This is a genomic window from Allosphingosinicella sp. (assembly GCF_036403745.1).
Taxonomy (GTDB): Bacteria; Pseudomonadota; Alphaproteobacteria; order Sphingomonadales; family Sphingomonadaceae; genus Allosphingosinicella.
Map to the genome: position 1 here is coordinate 56,024 of NZ_DASWQI010000085.1, position 24,033 is coordinate 80,056.

The following is a 24,033-nucleotide window of genomic DNA, read 5'->3' on the forward strand; positions in this document are numbered from 1 at the left end:
TCACTGAAGAGGGTCGTGCGCCCGGCGCAGCGCCTCCAGCAGCAGGGCGAAGGCCGGGGAATGCTGGCGGCGGCTGGGGTAATAGAGGTGGTAGCCGGGGAAGGGCGGGGTCCAGTCCTCGAGAACGCGGACCAGGCGGCCTTCAGCGAAGTCGGCGGCGACTTGGTCTTCGGGGAGGAAGGCGAGGCCGTAGCCGTCCAGGGCGGCGCGGCGGCACATGCGGGAGGAATTGAACGTCAGGGGGCCTTCGACGCGGACGTTGAGGGCGCGGCCGTCCTTTTCGAACTCCCAGGCGTAGAGGCCGCCCGAGGTTGCGAAGCGCAGGTTGATGCAGGCGTGTGCGGCGAGATCCTGTGGGACGCGCGGCCGAGGTGCGCGTGCGAAATAAGCGGGGGCGCCGACGCAGGCCATGCGCATTTCTGGGCCTATGGGCATCGCGATCATGTCCTTCGCGACCTGCTCGCCGAGGCGGATGCCGGCGTCGAAGCGGCCGGCGACGATGTCGGTGAGGCCGGCATCGACGCTCACCTCGACATGGATATCCGGGTAGCGCGGAAGCAGCTCCCCGAGCACCGGCCACAGGATCGCTTCGGCCGCATGTTCGCCCGCGGTGATGCGGATCGTCCCCGCCGGCTTGTCGCGAAGCGCGGTGAGCGCGGCGATCCCTGCCTCGATCCCGTCGAAATGCGGACCGATCGTCGCCAACAGTCGTTCCCCTGCCTGCGTCGGCGCGACGCTGCGGGTCGTACGGGTAAGCAGGCGCACGCCGAGCCGCTCCTCAAGGCTGCGGAGCGCGTGGCTGAGCGCCGAGGGCGAGACGCCCATGATTGCGGCGGCGCGCGTGAAGCTGCGCTCGCGGGCGACGGCGCGGAACGCGAGCAGGTCGTTGATCGTCTGGCGGGGCATTGTTGAGGGTATCTCACAGGTTCATGCCGATTGTCCCGCCTAATCGCAGGCACCGGCGGCGCCTAGATGGCGGGCAGGTCAAGGAGAAAGACGATGTTATTGAAGCGCGCCGGAACACGGCCCTCCCAGCCAGGGCCTTCGGACTGGTTCACCGGCGAGGTGCGGCTCGAGCCGCTGAGCAGCCCGCCCGAGCCGTCGCGGATCGGCGTCGCCAGCGTCAGCTTCCAGCCCGGCGCGAGGACGGCGTGGCACACCCATCCGCTGGGCCAGACGCTGATCGTCACGGAGGGCATTGGCTGGACCCAGTGCGAGGGCGAGGCGCGGGTGGAGATCCGGGCCGGCGACGTCATCTGGTGCCCGCCCGGCCACAAGCATTGGCACGGCGCGACGGCGACGACCGCAATGACCCACATCGCCATTCAGGAATCGCTGGACGGCTCGCCCGTCACCTGGATGGAGCATGTCACCGACGCGCAATATCTGGGCATTGAGGCGAGCGCGGAGGGCTGAGCGATGGCGCGGGTCTTCATCACCGGAAGCACCGACGGCCTCGGCCGCGCGGCTGCGGAGACGCTCCTCGATGGCGGACATGAGGTCATCCTCCACGCCCGCAATGGCGCGCGCGCTGCAGCCCTGGGCACGTTGGCGGCGCGGGCGGTGGGCATCGCGGTCGGCGACCTTGCCAGCGCCGCCGAAACCCGCGGCGTGGCCGAGCAGGTCAACGCGATCGGAAGCATCGACGCGGTGATCCACAATGCCGGCGTCTATTCGGAGCGCAGCCGCGGTGAGACGGCCGAGGGCCACGCGACGATCTTCGCCGTCAACACTTTGGCGCCCTATCTGCTGACCGCTTTGATCGAGCGGCCGGGCCGGCTCGTCTACCTCAGCAGCGGGCTCCATCGCGGCGGCGAAGGCTCGCTCGACGATCTGGACTGGAGGCGGCGCCGCTGGGACAGCGCGACGGCCTATGCCGAGAGCAAGCTGCACGTCGTCGCCCTCGCCTTCGCGCTGGCCCGGCGGTGGCCGGAGGTGCTCAGCAATGCCGTCGATCCCGGCTGGGTGCGGACGCGGATGGGCGGAGCCTCGGCGCCGGTCGACCTCGACACCGGCCAGCACACCCAGAGCTGGCTTGCAGTAAGCGACGATCCCGGCGCGCAGGTCAGCGGCCGCTACTGGCACCATCTGCGCCAGGAGCAGCCCGCCGCCGAAGCTACGGACGCCGCCTTCCAGGACCGCCTGCTCGACCGTCTCGCCGAAATCACCGGCGCCGCCCTCCCCTGAACCGCAACCGCACAAGGACTCCGTCATGACCATCCATCGACTGCCGACCCGCCAGCTCGGAAACAGCGGCCTCGAAGTCTCGACCGTCGGCCTAGGCTGCATGGGGATCAGCTTCAGCTACGCCACCCAATTGCCGAAGGACGAGGGCGTCGCCCTGATCCGCGCCGCGTTCGAGCGCGGCGTGACCTTCTTCGACACCGCCGAAGTCTACGGCCCGTTCGAGAATGAGGAGGTGGTCGGCGAGGCGCTGCGGCCGGTGCGGGACCAGGTGGTGATCGCCACCAAGTTCGGCTTCGACATCGACCCCGCGACGCGCGAGAATCGCGGCGTCAGCAGCCGGCCGGAGCGGATCCGCCAGGCGGTCGAGGGGTCGCTGCGGCGGCTCGGCGTCGAGACGATCGACCTTCTCTACCAGCACCGGGTCGACCCCGAGGTGCCGATCGAGGACGTCGCCGGCACCGTCCGCGACCTCATCGCCGAGGGCAAGGCGCGGCATTTCGGCATGTCCGAGCCCGGGGTGAACACGCTGCGCCGGGCGCATGCGGTGCAGCCGGTCGCGGCGGTGCAGAACGAATATTCCTTGTGGTGGCGGGCGCCCGAGACGAACGGGATTCTCGCCGCCTGCGACGAGCTCGGCATCGGCTTCGTCCCCTACAGCCCGCTCGGCAAGGGCTTCCTGACAGGCGCGATGGCCAAGGGCAGCCTGCCGGCGAACGACTTCCGCGCCGGGATCCCGCGCTTCCAGCCCGAGGCGATGGAGAAGAACCAGGCGTTCGTCGACCTGCTCGCCCGTGTCGCCGCGGAGAAGGGGGCGACGCCGGCGCAGATCGCGCTCGCCTGGCTCCTCGCCCAGCGGCCGTACATCGCCCCGATCCCGGGCACGACGAAGCTCCACCGGCTCGAGGAGAATATCGCCGCGGCAAGCGTCGAATTGAACGCGGACGACCTGCGCACGATCGAGGAAGGCGCTTCCCACATCCAGCCGGAAGGCGACCGCTACTCGCCCGCGCAGATGGCGATGGTCGGCCGCGAGGCGCCGCCGGCCCGCGCCGACGCCTGATCCGGGACATCACCTTGATCATGATCGGCCACCGCCGCTCAACCCTCGACGGCTGCGAACGCGTCCTGCGCATCGAGAAAGGCCGGGTGACGGGGGAGGAACGGCCACCCCGAGGCCGCTCAGCCTGAGCCAGCCAGCACTATCAGCCCGCCGACCGCCGCCGCCGCGATGCTCGCCACCAGAACCGCGCCCGCGGCGGCATCCTTCGCGGCGCCGATCGCCGGATGCGCCTCCGGGTGAATCCGGTCGAGCGCCGCCTCCAACGCGGCGTTGATCAACTCCAGCGCCAGCACCAGCGCAGCCGCGAGGACGAACAAGGCGACCCAGACCAGAGCCGGCCGCACCGCCGCAACGCCTGCAGCGCCGCCCGCGGCCAGCCCCAGCTGCGTCCGGAAGCTCTTCTCCTGCCGGGCCGTCCGGACGATCCCCGAAACCGCGAAGCTCAGACGGCGGTGAAAGGGCGCGTTCTTCCAACCAGGCATGCGCAACCGCTACGCTTGCGGCGCGCAGCCTTTGTCCTCCGGCCATGGAGAGGCGGTGCAACGATGAATGAGAAAGGGTTGGTAGCGGAGGAGGGACTTGAACCCCCGACACGCGGATTATGATTCCGCTGCTCTAACCAGCTGAGCTACTCCGCCCCATCGGGCCGCCGCGCCCGTGGCGCCGGCGTCGCGGGCCTATAGGCGAGCGCCGCCGCGCGGGTCAACCGGCGCTTGCCGCCGTCGCGGGCCTCTCCTCCCACCCCTTTGGGCGAGGGGGAACCGGCTCGCCCCTCCCCACGTTTGCGGGCCAACGGAGATTAGGAAATGGAACTGCTGACCCCGCTCGATACGCTGTGCCGGATCATCATCCGCGCCCGCGAGAACGAAGCCCAGGTTCCCGCCCAGGACCCGGACGAGGATGCCGACGACGTCGACGATTATAACGATGACGACGATGCCTCGGGCGGCGCCCGCTCGGTCCTCGAGGACGAGCTCAACACCGGCGTAGAGGAGGAGATGCGCGCCGCGCTCGACGACCTCGCCGACGACCAGCTCGCCGAGACCCTCGCTCTGGCCTGGGTCGGCCGCGGCACCTACGACGCCACCGAGTGGGACGACGCCTTCGCGGAAGCGAACGACACCGACCCCGAAAGCTCGATCGACGAGCTGATGGACATGCCCCTCCTCGCCTCGCACCTGGAGGCCGGCCTGGCGGCGTTCGATTTCAGCTGCGAGGGCGTCGGGCAGATCGACTAGGTTCGGCCGCGAACGAGGGCAAAGTCCGTTCGGGTCTGGTGGTAGATGCTGTGCCTGACGGTGCTCGGGGTTACGCCGGGTAGTCCGTCGACACCCGCGTCTTCACCTCGATTTCGATGCTCGTCACCATCCGCCGCACCTTGAGGCGCTTGCCGATCTTCGGGTCGAGATAGTCGCGCAGCAAAGGCGGGCGCGCGGAGAGGAAGTAGAAGGCGGCGTTCGCCACCACCTCCTCGTTCGCCGCCACCGCCAGCTCGTCCTTGCGGGTGACCGTCTGCACCACCGCCGGCGCGTGGGTGAAGCCCGCCGCCAGCAAGGTGTAGGCGCGGTGATAGCCGTTCTGGAGGAGCAGCCGGTTGTCGCTCTTCACCACCGACAGGAAGTTGGAGCCGAAGCCGACCGGAAAAGCGAGCACGTGGCTGGCCGGGCCGAAGGTCGCGAGCTCGACGATCTTCATGGGATCAAGGAGCTGCGTCCTGTGGAGCCGGAAATCGGTGGATTCGGAGGTGAAAAGCCAGCGGTTGGAGCCCACACGCCGCGCCTGCGCCGGCGGCGGCGGCCGCTCCGTCGGCAGGCAGAAGCGGAACAGGTCCTCGTCGGTCGGCTGGCGGCCGAGCTTCGCCTTCAATTCCCCCGAAAAGCCCGGGCTGACGCTCGACTGCGAGGCGATCAGCTTCGACAGCTCGACCATGCGGATTTCGGTCGGAAGCGTGTCGTACGTGTCGCGATAATAAGGGTAGCGCCCCAGTGCCTTCGCCAGCGGGTTCAGCGCCTTGGGCAGCGGCAGGCATTCGGCGCTGTCGGCGATCCCCGCCTCGTCGACCTCGAGCGCATGATAATGATCGTTGGCGGAGCGCCATTCGTCGGCAAGCGCGCGGGGGTCCTGCGCCGATCCGCCGATCACCTTGTCGCGGACGAACTCGAGATAATCGGCGAGGTGCGGCTGGCCGAGCAGCCAGACCAATTCCTCATGCGCCTCGGCGGGCGGCTCGCCGCCCCGCGCCTGCTGCGATGCGCTCTTCTTCATGCCGCGACGTCCCGTCTTCCCAAAGCAAAAGGCCGGACGGGGAATACCCGCCCGGCCTTGCAACGGCGTTAAGACGCGTTGGGGCTTAGCAGCCGCAACGGCCCTTCGAACCCTTGGACTTGGACTTCGAGCCCTTCGACTTGGAGCCGCAGCTCTTCGAGCCGTGGCCCTTCGAGCCGGTGCCCTTGCCCTTCGAGCCGCCGCCGCACGACGGCGGGGGCGAACAGGGCTTGCCGCAGCTGCCGGCGCCGTAGACGAAACCCAGTTCGGTGGTGGTGAGATCACGCATGGAAATTCTCCTGTTGGACGAAGCTTCGAAGCGGCTCTCGACGTGGGTGGGAAAGGCCGCGAAAATCACGCTTACGCAGGCCTTGACCATTGGCCAGAGGGCAAAAACGGCTGTCCCGAATGGAGACGGATGGGGCGAATTCCTTAGGCGCTATCCGCGGGCGAGGCCGGCCGTTATGGAAGCGCAATGAGCTTGCCCCCCCTGTTCGACCGGCTGCGCCTCCCCGTCATCGGCGCGCCCCTGTTCATCGTCTCCAACCCGGACCTCGTCATCGCCCAGTGCAAGGCGGGGATCGTCGGCTCCTTCCCGGCGCTGAACGCGCGGCCGCAGGCCCTGCTCGACGAATGGATCCACCGTATCACCGAGGAGCTGGCGGCGTGGGACCGGGACCATCCCGACACCCCTTCCGCGCCCTATGCGGTGAACCAGATCGTCCACCGCTCCAACGATCGCCTGGAAGCGGACATGGCGACCTGCGCCAAGTGGAAGGTGCCGATCGTCATCACGTCGCTGGGCGCGATCGTCGAGGTGAACCAGGGGGTGCACAGCTGGAGCGGCATCACCCTCCACGACATCATCCACGACCGCTTCGCCCGCAAGGCGGTGGAGAAAGGCGCCGACGGCCTCATTGCCGTCTCGGCGGGCGCGGGCGGCCATGCCGGGACGCTGTCGCCCTTCGCTTTGGTGGAAGAGATACGGCAATGGTTCGACGGGCCGCTCTGCCTGTCGGGCGCCATCGCCACCGGCCGCGCCGTCCTCGCCGCGCAGGCGGCGGGGGCGGATCTCGCCTATATCGGCTCGCCGTTCATCGCCACGGAGGAAGCCAACGCCCAGCCGGAATACAAAAAGGGCATCGTCGACGGCCGCGCCTCGGACATCGTCTATTCGAGCCTGTTCACCGGCGTGAACGGCAATTACCTCCGCCAATCGATCGTCGCCGCCGGCATGGATCCCGACAACCTCCCGGCGGGCGACTTGAAGACGATGAACTTCGCCGGCGCCGAGGGCGCGAAAAAGGCATGGCGCGACATCTGGGGCTCCGGCCAGGGCATCGGCGCCATCGACAAGGTACAGGCCGCGGGTGAGTATGTCGCGCAGCTCGCCCGCGAATATGCCGAGGCGAAGGCGAAGCTGCTCGCGGCGTAGCGCGATCATCGTTAGGACCGATTTTTCATGGACAAGACTAACCGCAAGGCCGCCGCGGCGGCGTGGAAGGAGCGCAAGGCGCCAGCCGGCATCTATGCGCTGCGCTGCACCCCGACCGGCGAATGCTGGGTCGGCCGCTCCAGCGACCTCGAGGCGATCGAGAAACGCCTGCAATTCGCGATCAAGATGGCCAGCACCCCGCACCGCACCCTCCTCGCCGCCGCCAGGGCGCACGGCGAAGCGGCCTTCGCCTTCGAGCGGCTCGAGCTGTTCGAGGACGACGATGCCGGTCCCGAGCTTCGCGACGCGATCCTCAAGAACCGCGCGGAGCATTGGCGCGAGCAATTGGGCGCGGTGGCGATTTAGAGATCCAATCCTCCCTGTGAGGCAAAGCCTCATGGGGAGGGGGACCACCCGAAGGGTGGTGGAGGGGCCTCGGAGTCCGCAAGGCCCCTCCACCATGCTTCGCACGGTCCCCCTCCCCATCGCTTCGCGACAGGGAGGACGGGGTTCCGAAACCTCAGCAGAGGGGGGTCAATTTCTCCCGCCACGCTTCGGGCAGCGGCACCGGCCGACGCGTTTCGCGGTCCACATAGACGTGGACGAAGAAGCCTTCCGCCGCCGCCTCGTTCGCGCCCTTGGCGAACACGCCGAGCCGGTAGCGCACGCTCGACGTGCCGAGCCGCTCCACCGCCAGCCCCACGTCCACTGCCTCCGGAAAGGCGAGCGGGCGGGCGTAGCGGCAGCCGGTCTCGACGACGAGGCCGATCGGATCGCCCGCCGTCACGTCGAGCAGGCCGGCCTCGATCAGCCACGCATTCACCACCGTGTCGAACCAGGTGTAGTAAATGGTGTTGTTGACGTGGCCGTAGGCGTCGTTGTCGGCCCAGCGCGTTGGTACGTCGCGCCAGGCGCGATAGGCGTCCCGCCCCTGCAGGGCCTCCCGGCTCACAGGGCCGCCGCGTAGAGGCGCCGCGCGTCGGCCTCGCCGATCGGGCAGGGATTGTTCACCAGCAGCCGCTCCTGCTTCATCGCCTCGGCGGCGAGCAGGTCGAGGTCCGCCTCGCCGACCCCCACCTCGGACAGCCGCAGCGGCACGCCCGCCGCGATGCACAGGCTCCGCATCCGCTCGACGAAGCCTTGGGCCTGCGCCTGCGCGCCCTCCCCCTCCAGCGCCGGATCGAGCAAAGCGCCGAGCTCGGCATAAAGCGGCATCGCGGCGTGGAGGTTGTGGCCGAGGACGTGGGTCAGCATCAGGGCGTTCGAGACGCCATGCGGCACGTGGAAATGCCCGCCGAGCGGGTAGGCCAGCGCGTGCACCCCGGCGACGGGCGCGTTGGCGAAGGCAACGCCCGCGAGGTGGGCGCCGAGCAGCATCGCCGAGCGGGCGTCGCTGTCCTCCGGCACCTCGCACGCCCGCTGGAGGTTCGCCGCGAGCAGCCGCAGCGACTCGCGGGCGAGCGCGTCCGACACCGGGTTCTTGAGGCGCGCCGAGGTGTAAGCTTCGATCGCGTGGACCATCGCGTCGAGGCCGGTGGCGGCGGTGACGGCGCGGGGCAGGCCGAGCGTCAGGTCGGCGTCGAGCAAGGCCCAGTCCGCCGTCAGCGGCGCGCTGTTCACCGCGAGCTTGAGGCTGCCGCCAACGGTGATGACGCTGATCGGCGTCGCTTCGGAACCGGTCCCCGCCGTCGTCGGCACCAGCACCAGCGGCAGCCGCGTCCCCACCGCCTTGCCGACGCCCCAGATCTCCTCCAGTTCGTCGCCGCTGCCGAGCAGATAGGCGGCGAGCTTGGCCACATCCATAGGACTGCCCCCGCCGAAGCCCACCACGGACGCGCACCCCCGCCCGGCCTCGACGGCCGCCAGCAAGGTCTCGCGCGAGGGATCGGCCTCGACCGCATCGAACAACCGCACCTCGATCCCCGCCTCCGCCAGCGCCCCCAGCGCCGCATCGGGAAGCCCGATCCGCCGTAAATCCGCATCGGTGACGAACAGGCACGGCCCCGGGGGCAGCAACTCGGCGAGCCGCGCGGCGCTTCCCGGTCCGGACAGGAGCTTCGGCCCGTAGGAGAATTGGAAGGACATCATGGCCGCTTCCTAGCGCCACCTTCGCGCCGGAGTCGAACCGTTAGAACGACCGTTCGAGCCGGCTCAGCAGGCTGCGCGCCGGGCTCGGCTGCGGCGGCGCGGTGTCGGCGCCATGCGCGTCGAGCCGGCGGACGCGGGCGTAGAGGTCGCGGCTGGCGGCGATGAGGGCGACCGCTTCGGCGGGCAGCCGGGCGAGCAGCGCCTCATCCGAATCGGGCGCCTCGCCAAGCCGGCGGCCCGGAGTCCTCGCCTGGAGCGGGCTGAGCTCGCCCGCCTCCACGGCGCGCTGGGTGAGCAGCCAGGCGATGACGTGCATCAGCCGCGTCGTCACCTTGAGCGACTCGCACGAAAAGGAGACGCGCACGATCGGATCGAGCGCGTCGCGATCGTCGCGGCCCTGCCGCTCGAAATAGGAGCGGGCCTCGTCGGCCAGCACCATCGCCTCCGTGTAGAGCGAGGCGACGAGCTTCGGCGTCAGGGTCGTGCGGGCGTCTTCGCTGGCCATGACGCAGAGGACTGCCACAGCCGCGCCGCCGCGGGAATGGCGAAAGAAGGTGAACGCCGCACTGTCCGTCCCGGGGACGGACGCGGAACGATTGCTCTCCCCGTGTGTAGGTGCGCCGGCGGCCCCGACCGACGCGCCGCCCTGCAGGAGTCACAAGCCATGCGTGCATCCGCGTTCCGCGCCACCGCCCTCCTCCTCATCGCCAGCTTCGGCCTCAGCCTCACGGCTTGCGCCGACCAGCGCTGCCGGCCCGGCCGCGGCGGCTGGGACCGCGGCGACCGCCACGACCATCGCTACGATTGCGACCGCCACCGCCGCGACCACCGCTACTGACTGCGCCCCCGTCCAAGCGGCGGGAGCAGCTAGGCGATAATGTCCGGGATCATCGCGTCCTCGATCGCGGCGATCTCGTCCCGGAGGCGCAGCTTGCGCTTCTTCAAGCGGGCGAGCTGGAGCTGGTCCGTCGCGGCGGCCCCGCGCAATGCATCGATCGCCGCGTCGAGGTCGCGATGCTCGGTGCGCAGCCGCACCAGCCGTGCCGCATTACCGATTTCCGCCCCCTCGAAGCTCCCCATGCGCCTTTCGCTTACCCTCTACTCAAGCCCGTCCGACAGGCGTACAGATTAGCCGATCAACGGGCTGTCGTACATATCGCGGCAGCCGTCCCAATCGGGGAGACAGCACGAGCGAACGCATGGTTTAACCTTCCGGCAAGCGCAGCAACAAGGAGATGGGAATGCAACAGCCGCATATCTCGGCACTGCAGGCGAAACACGCCGACATCGAGGCCCGGATCGCCGACGAAACCCAGCGACCCCTGCCCGACATGGCAGCGATATCCCGGCTCAAGAAGGAAAAACTCCGCGTCAAGGAAGAGATTGTCGGCCTCCATTAGGCCTCAAGCCACTCGCGGACGGAAACGGGCCCCGGCGCACCAGCGCCCGGGCCCTTTCTTATGCCCGAAAGCCCGAAGGGCTGAAAAAGGTAAGATGGGTTCGCGCAGAGACGCAGAGGCGCAGAGAGTCCGCTGCTGTCAAAGCCGCCGCGGTTAGCTCCACAGTGTTCATCTGGCAGGGCGTCTCTGCGCCTCTGCGTCTCTGCGCGAGTAAAAGCGGCTTCGCCGCGACGCGAACGTCCGCGGCTTGATCGAAGCTCGAAACGAAAAGGCCCCGGAAAAACCGGGGCCTATCCGTCTCAGTCGTCGCGGCTGACGCGTTCGTTGCGTTCGTGGCGCTCCTGCGCCTCGACCGTCATCGTCGCGATCGGCCGGGCTTCGAGACGGGCGAGCGAGATCGGCTCGCCGCTCACTTCGCAAAAGCCGTATTCGCCGGTCTCGATGCGGCGCAGCGCCGATTCGATCTTGGCGATGAGCTTGCGCTGCCGGTCGCGGGTCCGAAGCTCGATCGACCAGTCGGTCTCCGACGAAGCGCGGTCGGTGACGTCCGCCTCGCGGATCGGGCCGCTCTTCAGCTGCGCCATCGTCCCCGCCGATTCGCGGAGCAGCTCGTCCTTCCAGTTGAGCAGCTTCTGCCTGAAATAGGCGAGCTGCATCGGATTCATGAACTCCTCGTTCGCGCTCGGACGATAGGCATCCACCATCGCGCCGAAGGCGACCGCACCTTGACTGAAGATATCACTGACTGCCGTAGCCATAACCCCTCCGCTACACCCGCAGGCCCCTTCCGCCTGCAAATCCCAACAGCCGCCCCCGAGTCGTCCGGGAATAGGTCGGCCTGAGCCCCAGCGCGCCTATACGCGCGGCAAAGGGGCATAACAAGTCACTCAAATAGGGCGAAAAAATCACCGTCCTTTTGACGAGACGGCGTGACATATTTGCCGCGCGCCAGGACGGGCCGGGCGTGCGGCAGGCCGCGAATCACGTGCGACTCGCAAGCCCCAAGTCGCCGCCGCCGCATCCGCGCGCCGGCACCGGCGTAAATGCTCGCAAGCGGCCTGTCCTCGAATGGGACGGAAGTCCCCGAAAGGCCCATTAAACGGGCATTTCCAAGCCACATCTTGGTTAACGCGCTTGCGCCTTTCGCGTTCTTCGCCATTCGTCCAATCAGCCGGATGAGACCGTCGTCTGTCCCCCCGGGGACTTCGAAGGCCGCATCCAGCGCCACTTAACAGGGTGCGTCGCTATGTCGGTAAAAATGGCTCTCGCTAAATTGTGCGCCTGCGCAGCCGGCGGCGCCGTGATCGGCGGAAGCGCCGTCCACGTCGCCGAGAACCCGCGGCCCCGCCCGGCGATCGTCCACCACAGCAAGGGGCAGAAATACGCCCACGCCGCCGTCAAGGCGAAGACCGTCTACCGGACCCGCCGCGTCGCCCACGCGACCTGCGTCGTCGCCCGGCCGGCGCGTACGATCACCACCCGCACCTATGCGATGCAGGCGCCCGCGCCGATGCCGATGCCGGTTCCGGAAGTCTCCGGCGGCGGCGGCGTCCCGGCGATCGTCGTCGGCGGCAGCGGCGGCGGCGGCTTCGGCGGCGGCTTCTTCTCGGGCGGCTTCTTCGGCGGCTCGAGCGGCAACGCCTTCTTCACCGCGTCGACCTCCAGCGGCGGCTCGACCAGCACGTCGTCGGGCGGAAGCTCGACCTCCAGCGCCAGCGGCGGCAGCTCGACCTCGAGCTCCACGTCGAGCGGCGTCTCGTCCACCTCGTCCACTTCGTCGAGCACCAGCGCCTCGACCTCGTCGAGCACCAGCTCCTCGACCTCGTCCAGCACCAGCGGCAGCTCGAGCACGAGCGGCAGCTCCTCGACCAGCTCCGGCACGACCGGCACGTCGAGCGGCCCGCCGACCGAAGTGCCCGCCCCGCCGATGGCCCTGCTGTTCGGCGCCGGCGCGATCGGCCTCGTCGCCCGCCGCCGCGCGAGCCGCAAGGCGGACTGAGCCACCGACCGCGACACACGAAAAAGGCCGCGCCCCACTCTCCCGGGGGCGCGGCCTTTCCTTTGCCTGACGAGCGCCTCGTTACTTCGCCGGAGCGGCGCCCTTGGCAGACGCTTCGAGCTGCGCGGCCGTCGCGCCGACGACGACGCCGTTGCCGCTCGGGGCGACGCCCGTCTTCGGCACCCGCACCAGCGCGCCGGACGTGAGCTTGATCGTCACCGTATCGGCATCGACCGCGGTGATCGTGCCGACGGTGGCGCCGCCCGTGCCGGTGACGACCGCGCCAGGCGCGATCTTCGCGGCGGCTGCGGCGAGGCTTTTCTCGACCTCGGCGTTGAGCTGGCCCTGGGTCATGCCGAACAGCAGCACGCCGTTATTGGGAGTGAAGGCGTTCGACGGCAGCCGCACCTCGTGCTTGTCCGTCTTGACGATGAGGAACTGCCCATCGACGCGGGTGACGGTGCCGACGTCGCCGCCGTTCGTGTCCTTGACGACGGCGCCCGCGGCGATCGCCGCCGGTGCTGCGGCAGCGGGGGCAGGCGCGGGAGTCTGGGCGGAGGCGGCACCGGCCACGCCCACAGTGGTAAGCGAAATGGCAATCAGGATGGGGAATCTACGCACAGTCTTTCGAGCTCCTTGGGTTATGACCAGGATGTGGCTCGGACCCGCCCCCGCGGCCGAGAGCGGCGAACCTATTCCGCCTGCAGGATTTTCTCAATCTCCGCGACGGGATGGCCAGTCAGATCCTTCGCCACTTCGCCGGCGAGGCGCTTCTCGACCTCCTTGTGATAATGTTTGCGCAGCTCGCCGAGCGTCCGCGGCGGCGCGACGATGATCAGCGATTCGAACTCGTTCCTGAGCGCCCGCATCCGCAGCATCTCGGCGGTCTCGGCGGCGAACCGGTCTTCCGCCAGCTGGTGGAAATCCACTTCCTCATAGGCACTGCGCCCGGCGCCGCCCGACGCGTCGAAGGTATGGCCGGGCCCGTCCGTCTTCTGGTCGCGATCCGCCGGATTGTCCTGCACCTGCTTGCGCTCGACCTCGAGCTTGAGGAACTCCGCGTCGCCTTCGTTGCGGAAGAAGAGCATCTTGCGGCCGTCGGCCACGACCACGAAGCTGTTGTGCGGAACCTGCATTCTTGTCTCCTTTTGCCGTCCTCCAAGCGAACGCCCGACCCGTCGCGATGGTTGCCGCCCCTGTCCGCCGCCGCTAGCGCATGGCGATGCGGATCCTCCTCACCAACGACGACGGCGTCAACGCGAGCGGCCTGAAGCTCCTCGAGCGCATCGCCGCGCGCCTCTCCGAAGACGTCTGGATCGTCGCCCCGACGGAGGAGCAATCGGGCACCGGCCATTCCCTGACGCTCACCAGGCCGGTGCGCCTGCGCAAGCTCGGCGAGCGCCGCTTCTGCGTCGCCGGCACGCCGACCGATTCGGTGATGATGGGCCTCGCCCACATCCTGAAGAACGCCGCCCCGGACCTCATCCTCTCCGGCATCAACCGCGGCGCCAACCTCGCCGAGGACGTGACCTATTCGGGCACCTGCTCGGCCGCCATGGAAGGCGCCCTCGCCGGCATCCCGTCGATCGCGCTGAGCCAGGCCTACGCCAAGGAAGGCATGGGCGACACCGTGCCTTTCGCCGCCGCCGAAGCCTGGGCCGAGCGCGTCCTCGCCCCGCTCATCGCGACGCCGATGGCGCCGCGCACCCTCGTCAACGTCAACTTCCCCGCCCTCGCGCCCGAGGCGGTGAAGGGCATCCGCGTCTGCCGGCAGGGCCTGCGCGGCTATGGCCGCCTCAGGATCGAGCAGCGCACCGATCCGAGGGGCTATGACTATTTCTGGTTCGGCCTCGGCTCGCTCGTCCACACGCCGGGCCACGCGACCGACCTCGAAGCCATCGCTGACGGCTACGTCTCCGTCACCCCGCTCCACCTCGACATGACCCATGAGCCCGGCCTCGAGCGGATGCGGCGGCTTTATTAGCGGTCACTCCGCGTCGGCAAAGACGGCGCCGAAGCGGCCGCGCAGCGCCCAGCGCACATGTGCGCGGCGGGCACGGCCGCTCCGTTCGAGGGCGACATGGCTGCCGATGCGCACGAATCCGCGGCATTCCGCGCCGAAGCCTGCCTCCGACACGTTGCGAAGCTGGACGGTCGCGACGGCCCCGTCCTCGAGCACCAGAGCCGCCGGCTCGTCGACCGGCTCGCGCGGCGGGCGCCGCGGGTAGATTTTCGGCAGTCGGCCCATTGCAGCAGAAGGCTCCAGATCCGGCGCGGGTCGCGGCGCCAACGCAAAGCTGCCGGCGCACCCCCGACACGCCGGCCTTGATCTGGGTTAGGCACCGCGCCCTTATCGAAGAGTGAGCGAAGCCGGTTAACCGCGCCTTTTCTGGTCCCGCCCGGATCCCTTGCGCTTCCCGGCCGACCCGCCGAAGATCAGGGGGTGAAGACGCTCCCCCTTCTCGTCGTCGGTTCCGCCCTCGCCGCCGCGGCGCCGGCCAAAGCCCCGTTCGATGGCGAGTGGGTGGCGGACCTCGACACCCAGACGGGCCTCGTCAGCGACCACTATCTCGTAGCCGAGGGCCGCTATCGCTGCGACAGCTGCTCGCCGCCGCGCGCCTATCGCGCCGACGGGCGGCCGCACCCCGTCCCCGGCGACGACCAGGTGACATGGGAGTCGGTCAGGATTGCCGGTCCCCGCACCATGGTCACCCACATCGAGAGCCCGACCCTCAGCCGGACTACGACCATGACCGTGTCGCCGGACGGTCTCACCGCGACCTACACGTCCAACGACCGCCGCCCCGGCGTGAAGGGGCCTCTGCGGACGGTCTACATCGCCCGCCGCACCGCGCCCGCCCCGGCCGGCGCGCACGCCGTTTCCGGCGCCTGGCAGGGGGTCCGCTATGTGACGGTGCCGGAGCAGCAGCGCACCATAATGCTGCGCGTCGAGGGCGACCGCTTCGTCTACCGCCACGCCCTCGGCTATTCCTTCACCGCGCATTTCGGCGGCGGCTTCGTGCCAGTCGGCGGTCCGTACAAGATTCCGGTGTTCGCCGCAGTTCGCCGCCTCGACGCGCGAACCATCGAGGAAACCCGCAAAAGCAACGGCCGGACGACGATGGTGCGGACCTACACCCTCTCCCCCGACGGCCGTTCGCTCGACGTCGCCGTCACCGATCCCGCCACCGGCCACACCTTCCGCGCCACGTCCCGCCACAGCCCGTAAAAGCGAACGTAGACGGAACAATTCACTTTCCTACACCCCTGCCCCTGAGGCTCAAGCTGGGGATGGCCGACTCGGACGCGCTTCTCGCTTTCACGCCGGTGCCGCTTCGCGGCCGCGGCGACGGCTGGACGCCGGATCGCCAGCGCGCCTTCATCGCCGCCATCGCGGGCGGAATGGCTTCCAACCACGCTGCCCGCGCCGTCGGCATGAGCAAGCAGACCGCCGACGCGCTGCGCCCAAGCCGGGGGCGGAAAGCTTTTCGGCGGCATGCGACGAGGCGGCGCGGCGCGCCGGCATGGCGCGGCGGAAATGCGCCTCCGAGCGAACCTCTGGCGCGATCGACGGCATCCGGCGCCCAGTCCTTTATCGCGGCCGCGTGGTCGGCTTTCGAACCCGCTACGACAACCGCCAGCTCATCCGTCTTCTCGGCCAGGCTTTCGCCAAGGGTTGGATCGCTCCGTGAGAGCGCCGTTTTTCTGCTTATGGAGACCTGACTTTAGTCAGCTTCCGCGCCGCGCGGCCTAGGAAAACGGGGCGGAACCTCCTATGTCGCGCGCTCCCATGGCATTAGAACTCCCCTCCCCGCCCAAGGTCGGCATGGTTTCGCTCGGCTGCCCGAAGGCGCTGGTCGATTCCGAGCGCATCCTGACCAAGCTGCGCTCCGACGGCTATCAGCTGTCGCCGGACTACGACCAGGCCGACGTCGTGCTGGTCAACACCTGCGGCTTCCTCGATTCCGCCAAGGAGGAGAGCCTGGCCGCGATCGGAGAGGCGATCGCCGAGAACGGCCGCGTCATCGTTACCGGCTGCATGGGCAAGGAAGCGGATGTGATCCGCGCCAAATTCCCCGGCGTCCTCGCCGTCACCGGGCCGCATCAATATGAAGAGGTGGTCGGCGCGGTCCACGTCGCCGCGCCGATGCCGCCGTCCGCCTATTTGAACTTGGTGCCGGAGGGCGGGCTCAAGCTCACGCCGCGCCATTACAGCTACCTGAAGATTTCCGAGGGCTGCAACCACCGCTGCAGCTTCTGCATCATCCCGTCGCTGCGCGGCGACCTCGTCAGCCGCCGTCCGGACGCGATCCTCAGGGAAGCCGAGAAGCTGGTCGCCGCCGGCACGAAGGAGCTGCTGGTCATCAGCCAGGATACGTCGGCCTACGGCGTCGACCTGCGCCACGCCGAATGGAACTGGAAGGGCGCGCCGGTCCGCGCGCATATGACCGACCTCGCGCGCGAGCTCGGCAAATTGGGCGCCTGGGTCCGCCTCCACTACGTCTACCCTTATCCGCACGTCGACCGGGTGATCCCGCTAATGGCGGAAGGGCTCGTCCTCCCCTATCTCGACATTCCGTTCCAGCACGCGGCGCCGTCGGTGCTGAAGGCGATGAAGCGGCCGGCGAACGAAGCCAAGGTGCTCGAGCGGATCCGCAGCTGGCGCGAAATCTGCCCCGACATCGCCATCCGCTCCTCCTTCGTCGTCGGCTTTCCCGGCGAAACCGACGCCGATTTCGACTATCTGATGCAGTGGCTCCAGGAAGCGCAGCTCGACCGCGTCGGCGCCTTCCGGTTCGAGCCCGTGCAGGGCGCGGCGGCGAACAGCCTGCCCGGCGCGGTGCCCGAAGAGGTCAAGGAGGAGCGCTATGCCCGCCTCATGGACCTCACCGCCCGCATCTCCGCCGCGAAGCTCGAGGCCAAGGTCGGCCGCGAGATCGACGTGATCGTCGACCTGGTCGACGAGGAAGGCGGCGCCACCGGCCGCTCCAAGGCCGACGCGCCCGAGATAGACGGCGAAGTGCACCTCCGCGACGCCGGAGCGCTGCGCCAGGGCGACATCGTCCGCGTTCAGGTCGAAGACGCCGACGAGCACGACCTGTTCGGAGTCCCCATCCCAGCCTAGAAGGAGCCCTCGATGTTTCGGAGCGTCAACCCGGCCACCGGCGAGGAGATCGCCACCTATCCCGAGCTGACGCCCGCCGGACTCGAGGCCAGAGTCGCCAAGGCCGCCGCCGCTTTCCGCCACTGGCGCACCACATCCTACGAGGAGCGCACCGCCCTCCTCTCCCGCGTCGCCGACCGCTTCGAGGCGGAAAAGGCGCGGCTGGCGCGGATGGCGAGCCTGGAGATGGGCAAAACCTATGCGACGTCCATCGCCGAGGTCGAGAAATGCGTCGCCGGCTTCCGCGTCTTCGCCAAGGACGGCCCCGCCATGCTGGAGCCCCAGCAGCAGGCGCTCGCCACCGGCGGCACCGCCGAGCTGCACTGGCTCCCCATCGGCCCGGTCCTCGCCGTTATGCCGTGGAACTTCCCCTACTGGCAGGTGGTGCGCTTCCTCGCGCCGACGATCATGGCCGGCAATGTCGGTCTCTTGAAGCACGCCAGCATCGTCCAGGGCGTCGCAGGGCTCATCGAGGAAATGGTGACCTCCGCCGGTGCGCCGGAGGGCCTGTTCCAGAACCTCGCCATCAAGTCCGGCGCCGTTGCGGAGCTCATCGCCGACGACCGGGTCGCCGCGGTGACGCTGACCGGCTCGGAAGGCGCCGGCCAGTCGGTCGCGCAAGCGGCGGGCAAGGCGCTCAAGAAGGTGGTGCTGGAGCTCGGCGGCTCGGACCCGTTCATCGTCATGCCGTCGGCCGATCTCGACGAGGCGGTGAAGCAGGGCGTGAAGGCGCGGATCCAGAATACCGGCCAGTCCTGCATCTGCGCCAAGCGGATGATCGTCCACGCCGACGTGTACGATGCCTTCCTCGACAGATTCTCCGCCGCCATGAAAGCGGTAAAGGCGGGCGATCCATTCGACCCGAACACCGACATGGGTCCCCTCTCCAGCGCCGAGCAGCGGGACACAGTGCTGAAGCAACTCGACGAGGCGAAGGCGGTCGGCGCCACCCTCGCCTTCGGCGGCGACCGTCTGGACGGGCCCGGCGCCTTCCTGTCGGCCGGCGTGATCACCGACGTGCCGCTCGACAGCGCGCTCATGGCCGAGGAGATATTCGGCCCCATCGCCATGGTCTTCCGCGCCGCCGACCTGGACGACGCCATCCGCATCGCCAACGACATCCCGTTCGGCCTCGGCTCCTCCGTCTGGACCAGCGAGCCGGCCGAGCAGGAGCGCTTCGTGCGAGACATCGAGGCGGGCATGACTGCGGTCAACCAAATGCTCGCCTCCGCCCCCGAAGCCCCGTTCGGCGGCATCAAGCGCTCCGGCTACGGCCGCGAACTCAGCCGCTACGGCCTCCACGAATTCATGAATTTGAAGACCGTGATGCGGGTGAAGGACGCGCCGCTCGGTAGCCGGACGGACGCGCTGGATTGAGTGCGTACTTGCACAGTTGATTGAACGTGCAAGTACGTTGTGGTAGGAGCAAGGAATGAGACCCCGCCGCCAGCAGACGCCGATCACGATCCGGTCCGACAGGGCAGCCCAAAAGCTTGCGCTTCTGACCAAAGCCGGCAGGAGCCAGGCGGACGTTATCGAAGAGGCGCTCGACGCACTGCCGGTTCCGACGAATGACGACGACGACATCGCCGCCCGTATCGCCGAATTCGATGAGCTTGTTCACCGGGCAGCCGCTTCCCCGCGGCGCTGGAAGACCATGGCAGAGTTTGATGAGGCAACCTACGACGAGCGCGGCCTTCCCAAGTGATCGTCGATACGTCGGCGTTGATCGCCATCGCCTCGGAGGAGGAGGGCTGGCAGGCGCTTAGGAGGGCCCTTCTCAGCGAACCTGCGCTGATCCCATCCCCCGTCCTCGTCGAGTTCAACCTCGTCACCTCCCGCGAGGGGAACGCGCCGGACCAGGCAGCGCAGGAGATGTTGAACCACCTCCTTGTTAATTGGGCCACGACGATATCTTTTACAGCCGAGGACGCCGCCCTCTCGATCGAAGCCCACCGCCTCTACGGGCGCGGCAACGGGCGGGGCGGCAAGCTCAACATGCTCGACATCATGGTCTATTGCATGGCGAAGCGGCTCGACCGGCCGATCCTGTGCACCGGTCGCGACTTCGCCTCGACCGACGCACGCATCCATCCCGGCAGCCGCGGCTGGTGACGGGCCCTATTGGGGCGCGAGGCCCCGGTCCGCCAGCATCGGCCCGATGTCCGGGTCCTTGCCGTAGAAGGCGCGGAACATCGTGTCGTAATCCTGGCTGTGGCCGCGCGACAGGACGAGGTCGCGGAAGCGGTCGCCATTGGCCCGGGTGAGCCCGCCATGGCTCTCGAACCAGGCGAAGGCGTCGTTCTCGAGCATCTGGGTCCACAGGTATCCGTAATAGCCCGCCGCATAGCCGCCCGCCCAGATGTGGGAGAAGTAGCTCGACCGGTAGCGCGGCGGCACGTGCTCGGCGTCGAGACCCATCTTCGTCAGCGCCGCCGCCTCGAACGCGTCCGGATCCTGCCGCCCGGCGCTCGCCGGCAGCGCGTGCCAGCGCATGTCGAGCTCGGCCGCGGCGATCAGCTCGCCCAGCGAATAGCCCTGGTTGAACCGCTCGGCCTTGCGGATCTTGTCGACCAACGCCTGCGGCATCGGCGCGCCGGTCTTGTAGTGGACGGCATAGTGGGCGAGCACCTTGGGATCGAGCGCCCAATGCTCGTTGAACTGCGACGGGAACTCCACGAAGTCGCGCGCCGAGGCACCGAGGCCGGGATAGGTCAGGTTCTGGAAGAGGCCGTGCAGGGCATGGCCGAATTCGTGGAACATGGTCGTCACGTCGTCGAAGCTGATCAAAGCCGGCTGGCCCGGCGCCGGCTTCGGGAGGTTGGCGACGTTGTAGACCACCGGCGTGGTGCCGAGCAGCTTCGACTGGCCGACGAAGCTCGACATCCAGGCGCCGCCATTCTTGTTGTCGCGCTTGAAATAGTCGCAGTAGAACAGGCCGAGGTGCTTGCCGTCGCGGTCGAACACCTCGAACACCCGGACGTCCGGATTGTAGACCGGTATGTCGTGCCGCTCCTTGAAGCTCACCCCGTAGAGCTGGTTGGCGGCGTAGAAGACGCCTTTCTCGAGCACCGTGTTGAGTTCGAAATAGGGCTTCACCTCATTCTGGTCGAGGTCGAAGCGCGCCTTGCGAACGCGCTCGGCATAGCGCTCCCAATCCCACGGCTGGACGGTGAAGCTCTCGCCGCCGGCCTTGATGACACGGTCGATATCCACCGCCTCGCGCCGCTCCTGCGCGGCCGTCGCCGGGATGAGCTTGGCCATGAACGCCTCGGCCGTTGCCGGCGTTTTCGCCATCTGGTCGGCGAGGACGTAGGAGGCCCAGTCGGGATAGCCGAGCAGAGCCGCCTTCCGGGCGCGCAGCTCGGCGATTTCGGCCAAGGTGGCGCGGGTGTCGTTGGCATCGCCCCTGGCGGCGCGGGTCCAGCTCTGTTCGAACAGCTTCTGGCGCGTCGCGCGGTCGGAGAGGGATTCGAGCGCCGGCTGCTGCGTCGTGTTCTGGAGCGGCAGCACCCACTTGCCCGCAAGGCCGCGCTCCTTCGCCGCCTGCGCCGCCGCCGCGATGCCAGCGTCTCCGAGGCCCGCCAGCTGCGCCGGGTCGTCCACGACGAGACCGCCCGCCTTGGTGGCGGCGAGGAGCCTCTGCTGGAACTGGGTCTGGAGCCTGGACAGCTGGCCGTTCAGCGCGCGCAGCTTCGTCTGGTCCGCTGGCGAAAGCTGGGCGCCGGCACGTATGAAGCGCTGGTGGACGATCTGGAGGAGCTGGCGCTGCTCGGCATTGAGGCCGAGCGACGCCTGCCGCGCGAACAGTGTGTGCACCCGCGCGAACAGCTTCGGGTTCAAATAAATGGCGTCGTTATGCGCGGCAAGCTTCGGCGCCTCCACCTTCTGCACGGCCTGGCGCGCCGGATTGGTATCGGCCTGGTTCACCGCCCCGAACGCCGCCTGGACGCGCTGCAGCATGCGGCCGGAGCGCTCCATCGCGGCGATCGTGTTGTCGAAGGTCGGCGCCGCCGGGTTGTCGGCGATGCGGGCGATCTCCGCCGCCTGCTCCGCCATCCCCTGCTCGAAGCCGGGCTGATAGTCCTCGTCGCGGATGATGTCGAAGCGCGGCGCCTGGAACGGCAGGGTGCTGGGGACGGCGAACGGGTTGGCCCGCGCCTCCTGCGCCGCCGCCGGCATGGAGGGCATCGAAAGGCAGCTCGCCATCAGGACGAGGTGGAAAAAGGCGCGGGGGTTCATCGTCGACGGGTCTCCGAAAAGAATGGCAGTGGCGGCGTGGTGGCTTACTTGTCGCCCGGCGTGGGTGCGAGGCCGCGGTCCTGGAGCATCGGGCCGATGTCCGGATCCTTGCCGTAGAAGGCGCGGAACATGGGCCCGTAATCCTCGGTATGCCCCTTCGACAGGATCATGTCGCGGTAGCGCTGGCCATTGGCGCGGGTGAGGCCGCCATGCTGCTCGAACCAGGCATAGACGTCGTTCTCGAGCATCTGCGTCCACAGATAGGCGTAATAGCCGGCCGAATAGCCGTTGGCCCAGATGTGGAGGAAGTAGGACGAGCGGTAGCGCGGCGGCACGTCGGTGACGTCGAGGCCGGTCTTGGCGAGCGCCGCCGCCTCGAACGCGTCGGCATTCTGCCGCGGCGCGCTCGCCGGCAGGTCGTGCCAGGCGAGGTCGAGCTGCGCGGCCGCGATCAGCTCGCCCAGCGCATAGCCCTGGCCGAACTTCGATGCGCGCTTGATCTTGTCGACGAGCGCCTGCGGCATCGGCGCGCCGGTGCGATAGTCGCGGGCGTAATGCGCCAGCACCTTCGGATCGAGCGCCCAATGCTCGTTGAACTGCGAGGGAAACTCGACGAAGTCGCGCGCGACGTTGGTGCCCGACAGGGTCGGGTAGGTCTGGCTGGCGAACAGGCCGTGCAGCGCATGGCCGAATTCGTGGAACATGGTGGTCACGTCGTCGAAGCTCAGCAGCGCCGGCTGGCCGGGTGCGGGCTTGGTGAAGTTGGCGACATTGTACACGACCGGCTTGGTGCCGAGCAGCTTCGACTGGCCGACGAAGTTCGACATCCAGGCGCCGCCATTCTTGTTGTCGCGCTTGAAATAATCGAAATACATGAGCCCGAGCTCGGACCCATCCTTGTCGTAGACGGTGAACACCCGGACATCCGGCTGGTAAACCGGGATGTCCTTCCGCTCCTTGAAGCTGATCCCGTAGAGCTGGTTGGCGGCGTAGAAGACGCCGTCCTCGAGGACGCGGTCGAGCTGGAAATAGGGGCGGATCTCCGCCTCATCCAGATCGTATTTCGTCTTGCGGACGCGGTCCGAATAACGCTGCCAGTCCCAGGGCTTGAGCTCGAAATTCTCGCCGCCGGAGCGGATCGCCGCCTGCAGCTCGGCCGCCTCCCGCTTCTCCTCGGCCGTCGTCGCAGGGGCCAGCTGGGCGATGAAGCGCTGCACCGCCGCCGGCGTCTTCGCCATCTGGTCGGAGAGCACGTAGGCCGCCCAGGTCGGATAGCCGAACAAAGCCGCCTTCTGCGCGCGCCGCTGGGCGAGTTGCTCAATGATTGAGCGGGTGTCGTTGGCATCGCCACGCTCGGCGCGGTTCCAGCTGTGGTCGAACAGGGCCTGACGGGCCGCGCGGTCGGCGAGCGAGGAGAGCGCCGGCTGCTGCGTCGTGTTCTGGAGCGGAAGCACCCATTTGCCGGGCAGTCCCCGCTCCTTCGCCGCCTGCGCTGCCGCGTCGATCGCGCCCTTGTCCATGCCGGCGAGCCCCGCCGGCGAATCCACGACGAGCGCGCCGGCCTTGGCGGCCGCGACGAGCTTCTGCTGGAACGACGTTTCGAGAGAAGAGATTTCGGTGTTGAGCGCCTTGAGCCTCTCTTTGTCGGCGGGCGAGACCTTCGCGCCGGCATGGACGAACTGCTGGTAGACCACCTCGACCAGCTGCTTCTGCTCCGCATTGAGACCGAGCCTGGCGCGGCGGTCGTAGACCGACTGGACGCGGGCGAAGAGCTTCGGGTTGAGGTAGATGGCGTCCTGGTGCTGCGAGAGCTTCGGAGTCTCGATCTCCTGCACCTTGTCGAGCGCCGGGTTGGTATTCGCCCCGACCACGCCGGAGAAGGCCTCGTTGACCCGGTCGAGCATCCGCCCCGACCGCTCCATCGCGACGATGGTGTTGTCGAACGTCGGCGGCGCCGGGTTGTCAGCGATGCGCGCGATCTCCGCGGCCTGCTCCGCCATGCCGGCTTCGAAGGCGGGCTGGTAATCGGCGTCCTGGATGACGTCGAAGCGCGGCGCGTGGAACGGCAGGTTGCTCTCCGCCGCGAACGGGTTGGGCCGCTGCGCCGGCGCCTGAACCGCGCCCGCGGGAAGGGCGATGGCGGTCATGCAGCTCGCCATGATCGTCGCCTTGAACCAGGTCTTCATCGTCACA

Annotated in this window: 31 protein-coding genes and 1 tRNA gene; 16 read left to right on the forward strand and 16 right to left on the reverse strand. The window is 68.5% G+C overall.

Annotation, left to right across the window (positions count from 1 at the left end; all coding sequences use genetic code 11):
- Positions 1-906, reverse strand: coding sequence for a LysR family transcriptional regulator (locus VGC56_RS16335; RefSeq protein WP_464126573.1), 906 nt, complete (start codon positions 904-906; stop codon positions 1-3).
- Between the two features lie 93 nt (positions 907-999).
- Between VGC56_RS16335 and VGC56_RS16340 the strand changes: the two genes are divergently transcribed.
- From VGC56_RS16340 to VGC56_RS16350, 3 genes are read left to right on the forward strand one after another with little or no spacing between them, the layout of a single operon-like run.
- Complete coding sequence (locus VGC56_RS16340; RefSeq protein WP_464126575.1) at positions 1,000-1,416, forward strand: (R)-mandelonitrile lyase; 417 nt, start codon at positions 1,000-1,002, stop codon at positions 1,414-1,416.
- A 3-nt stretch (positions 1,417-1,419) separates the two neighbouring features.
- Positions 1,420-2,187, forward strand: coding sequence for an SDR family NAD(P)-dependent oxidoreductase (locus VGC56_RS16345; protein ID WP_464126577.1), 768 nt, complete (start codon positions 1,420-1,422; stop codon positions 2,185-2,187).
- 40 nt (positions 2,188-2,227) lie between these two features.
- A complete protein-coding gene (locus VGC56_RS16350; protein WP_464126630.1) occupies positions 2,228-3,247 on the forward strand; it encodes an aldo/keto reductase in 1,020 nt (339 codons plus the stop codon).
- A 119-nt stretch (positions 3,248-3,366) separates the two neighbouring features.
- Here VGC56_RS16350 and VGC56_RS16355 read toward each other — a convergent pair whose 3' ends face one another.
- Positions 3,367-3,729, reverse strand: a complete 363-nt coding sequence (locus VGC56_RS16355) for a diacylglycerol kinase (protein ID WP_464126578.1) — start codon at positions 3,727-3,729, stop codon at positions 3,367-3,369.
- A 79-nt stretch (positions 3,730-3,808) separates the two neighbouring features.
- Positions 3,809-3,885, reverse strand: a tRNA-Met gene (locus tag VGC56_RS16360).
- A 168-nt stretch (positions 3,886-4,053) separates the two neighbouring features.
- On the opposite strand from VGC56_RS16360, the gene VGC56_RS16365 reads away from it, so the two are divergent.
- The gene (locus tag VGC56_RS16365; protein WP_464126580.1) at positions 4,054-4,485 is read left to right on the forward strand and encodes a DUF3775 domain-containing protein; all 432 of its coding nucleotides are present in this window, start codon (positions 4,054-4,056) and stop codon (positions 4,483-4,485) included.
- Positions 4,486-4,555: 70 nt separating this feature from the next.
- Here VGC56_RS16365 and VGC56_RS16370 read toward each other — a convergent pair whose 3' ends face one another.
- Both VGC56_RS16370 and VGC56_RS16375 read right to left on the reverse strand, forming a co-directional pair.
- Positions 4,556-5,512 (reverse strand): hypothetical protein, encoded by a 957-nt coding sequence (locus VGC56_RS16370; RefSeq protein WP_464126582.1) that lies wholly within the window; start codon positions 5,510-5,512, stop codon positions 4,556-4,558.
- Positions 5,513-5,597: 85 nt separating this feature from the next.
- Entirely contained in the window at positions 5,598-5,801 is a 204-nt protein-coding gene (locus VGC56_RS16375) for a hypothetical protein (RefSeq protein ID WP_464126583.1), read from the reverse strand.
- Positions 5,802-5,987: 186 nt separating this feature from the next.
- On the opposite strand from VGC56_RS16375, the gene VGC56_RS16380 reads away from it, so the two are divergent.
- Positions 5,988-6,947, forward strand: coding sequence for an NAD(P)H-dependent flavin oxidoreductase (locus VGC56_RS16380; RefSeq protein WP_464126584.1), 960 nt, complete (start codon positions 5,988-5,990; stop codon positions 6,945-6,947).
- A 27-nt stretch (positions 6,948-6,974) separates the two neighbouring features.
- Complete coding sequence (locus tag VGC56_RS16385; protein WP_464126585.1) at positions 6,975-7,313, forward strand: GIY-YIG nuclease family protein; 339 nt, start codon at positions 6,975-6,977, stop codon at positions 7,311-7,313.
- Between the two features lie 154 nt (positions 7,314-7,467).
- Here the strand turns inward: VGC56_RS16385 and VGC56_RS16390 are convergent, their stop codons facing one another.
- Genes VGC56_RS16390 through VGC56_RS16400 form a run of 3 tightly spaced genes read right to left on the reverse strand, consistent with a single transcriptional unit; the run spans position 7,468 to position 9,540 of the window.
- Positions 7,468-7,899, reverse strand: a complete 432-nt coding sequence (locus VGC56_RS16390; protein WP_464126587.1) for an acyl-CoA thioesterase — start codon at positions 7,897-7,899, stop codon at positions 7,468-7,470.
- The gene (locus VGC56_RS16395; protein WP_464126589.1) at positions 7,896-9,035 is read right to left on the reverse strand and encodes an iron-containing alcohol dehydrogenase; all 1,140 of its coding nucleotides are present in this window, start codon (positions 9,033-9,035) and stop codon (positions 7,896-7,898) included. The genes VGC56_RS16390 and VGC56_RS16395 overlap by 4 nt, the downstream gene beginning before the upstream one ends.
- Positions 9,036-9,075: 40 nt before the next feature.
- The gene (locus tag VGC56_RS16400) at positions 9,076-9,540 is read right to left on the reverse strand and encodes a DUF1465 family protein (RefSeq protein ID WP_464126590.1); all 465 of its coding nucleotides are present in this window, start codon (positions 9,538-9,540) and stop codon (positions 9,076-9,078) included.
- Between the two features lie 159 nt (positions 9,541-9,699).
- On the opposite strand from VGC56_RS16400, the gene VGC56_RS16405 reads away from it, so the two are divergent.
- Positions 9,700-9,873 (forward strand): hypothetical protein, encoded by a 174-nt coding sequence (locus VGC56_RS16405; protein ID WP_464126592.1) that lies wholly within the window; start codon positions 9,700-9,702, stop codon positions 9,871-9,873.
- A gap of 29 nt (positions 9,874-9,902) precedes the next feature.
- On the opposite strand, the gene VGC56_RS16410 is transcribed toward VGC56_RS16405, so the two are convergent.
- Positions 9,903-10,115 carry a YdcH family protein gene (locus VGC56_RS16410; protein WP_464126594.1) on the reverse strand — a complete coding sequence of 71 codons (213 nt, stop codon included), beginning with the start codon at positions 10,113-10,115 and terminating at the stop codon, positions 9,903-9,905.
- Positions 10,116-10,276: 161 nt separating this feature from the next.
- Here VGC56_RS16410 and VGC56_RS16415 point away from each other — a divergent pair, with 161 nt between their 5' ends.
- Positions 10,277-10,435, forward strand: coding sequence for a YdcH family protein (locus tag VGC56_RS16415; RefSeq protein WP_464126595.1), 159 nt, complete (start codon positions 10,277-10,279; stop codon positions 10,433-10,435).
- 299 nt (positions 10,436-10,734) lie between these two features.
- Here the strand turns inward: VGC56_RS16415 and dksA are convergent, their stop codons facing one another.
- Entirely contained in the window at positions 10,735-11,139 is a 405-nt protein-coding gene (dksA, locus tag VGC56_RS16420) for an RNA polymerase-binding protein DksA (RefSeq protein ID WP_464126631.1), read from the reverse strand.
- A gap of 179 nt (positions 11,140-11,318) precedes the next feature.
- Positions 11,319-11,594, reverse strand: a complete 276-nt coding sequence (locus tag VGC56_RS16425; RefSeq protein WP_464126597.1) for a hypothetical protein — start codon at positions 11,592-11,594, stop codon at positions 11,319-11,321.
- Between the two features lie 99 nt (positions 11,595-11,693).
- On the opposite strand from VGC56_RS16425, the gene VGC56_RS16430 reads away from it, so the two are divergent.
- The gene (locus VGC56_RS16430) at positions 11,694-12,434 is read left to right on the forward strand and encodes a PEP-CTERM sorting domain-containing protein (protein WP_464126598.1); all 741 of its coding nucleotides are present in this window, start codon (positions 11,694-11,696) and stop codon (positions 12,432-12,434) included.
- An 81-nt stretch (positions 12,435-12,515) separates the two neighbouring features.
- Here VGC56_RS16430 and VGC56_RS16435 read toward each other — a convergent pair whose 3' ends face one another.
- Positions 12,516-13,055, reverse strand: a complete 540-nt coding sequence (locus VGC56_RS16435; protein ID WP_464126600.1) for a hypothetical protein — start codon at positions 13,053-13,055, stop codon at positions 12,516-12,518.
- A 71-nt stretch (positions 13,056-13,126) separates the two neighbouring features.
- Complete coding sequence (locus tag VGC56_RS16440) at positions 13,127-13,570, reverse strand: host attachment family protein (RefSeq protein ID WP_464126601.1); 444 nt, start codon at positions 13,568-13,570, stop codon at positions 13,127-13,129.
- A gap of 86 nt (positions 13,571-13,656) precedes the next feature.
- On the opposite strand from VGC56_RS16440, the gene surE reads away from it, so the two are divergent.
- Complete coding sequence (gene surE / locus VGC56_RS16445; RefSeq protein WP_464126603.1) at positions 13,657-14,418, forward strand: 5'/3'-nucleotidase SurE; 762 nt, start codon at positions 13,657-13,659, stop codon at positions 14,416-14,418.
- A 3-nt stretch (positions 14,419-14,421) separates the two neighbouring features.
- Here surE and VGC56_RS16450 read toward each other — a convergent pair whose 3' ends face one another.
- Positions 14,422-14,682, reverse strand: coding sequence for a hypothetical protein (locus VGC56_RS16450; RefSeq protein WP_464126605.1), 261 nt, complete (start codon positions 14,680-14,682; stop codon positions 14,422-14,424).
- A gap of 195 nt (positions 14,683-14,877) precedes the next feature.
- On the opposite strand from VGC56_RS16450, the gene VGC56_RS16455 reads away from it, so the two are divergent.
- From VGC56_RS16455 to VGC56_RS16480, 6 genes are all read left to right on the forward strand, one after another.
- A complete protein-coding gene (locus VGC56_RS16455) occupies positions 14,878-15,663 on the forward strand; it encodes a hypothetical protein (protein WP_464126607.1) in 786 nt (261 codons plus the stop codon).
- A 62-nt stretch (positions 15,664-15,725) separates the two neighbouring features.
- Positions 15,726-16,157 carry a hypothetical protein gene (locus tag VGC56_RS16460; protein WP_464126609.1) on the forward strand — a complete coding sequence of 144 codons (432 nt, stop codon included), beginning with the start codon at positions 15,726-15,728 and terminating at the stop codon, positions 16,155-16,157.
- Positions 16,158-16,224: 67 nt separating this feature from the next.
- Positions 16,225-17,559 (forward strand): 30S ribosomal protein S12 methylthiotransferase RimO, encoded by a 1,335-nt coding sequence (gene rimO / locus VGC56_RS16465; RefSeq protein ID WP_464126611.1) that lies wholly within the window; start codon positions 16,225-16,227, stop codon positions 17,557-17,559.
- Positions 17,560-17,571: 12 nt separating this feature from the next.
- Positions 17,572-18,975 carry an NAD-dependent succinate-semialdehyde dehydrogenase gene (locus tag VGC56_RS16470; protein ID WP_464126612.1) on the forward strand — a complete coding sequence of 468 codons (1,404 nt, stop codon included), beginning with the start codon at positions 17,572-17,574 and terminating at the stop codon, positions 18,973-18,975.
- A 55-nt stretch (positions 18,976-19,030) separates the two neighbouring features.
- On the forward strand, positions 19,031-19,306 hold the full coding sequence (locus tag VGC56_RS16475) for a hypothetical protein (RefSeq protein WP_464126614.1): 276 nt from the start codon (positions 19,031-19,033) through the stop codon (positions 19,304-19,306).
- A 17-nt stretch (positions 19,307-19,323) separates the two neighbouring features.
- On the forward strand, positions 19,324-19,713 hold the full coding sequence (locus tag VGC56_RS16480) for a type II toxin-antitoxin system VapC family toxin (protein ID WP_464126615.1): 390 nt from the start codon (positions 19,324-19,326) through the stop codon (positions 19,711-19,713).
- Positions 19,714-19,719: 6 nt separating this feature from the next.
- Here the strand turns inward: VGC56_RS16480 and VGC56_RS16485 are convergent, their stop codons facing one another.
- Together VGC56_RS16485 and VGC56_RS16490 are read right to left on the reverse strand one after the other, a co-directional pair.
- On the reverse strand, positions 19,720-21,840 hold the full coding sequence (locus VGC56_RS16485) for a M3 family metallopeptidase (protein ID WP_464126617.1): 2,121 nt from the start codon (positions 21,838-21,840) through the stop codon (positions 19,720-19,722).
- A gap of 44 nt (positions 21,841-21,884) precedes the next feature.
- Positions 21,885-24,026 (reverse strand): M3 family metallopeptidase, encoded by a 2,142-nt coding sequence (locus VGC56_RS16490; protein WP_464126619.1) that lies wholly within the window; start codon positions 24,024-24,026, stop codon positions 21,885-21,887.
- Between the last annotated feature and the right edge of the window lie 7 nt (positions 24,027-24,033).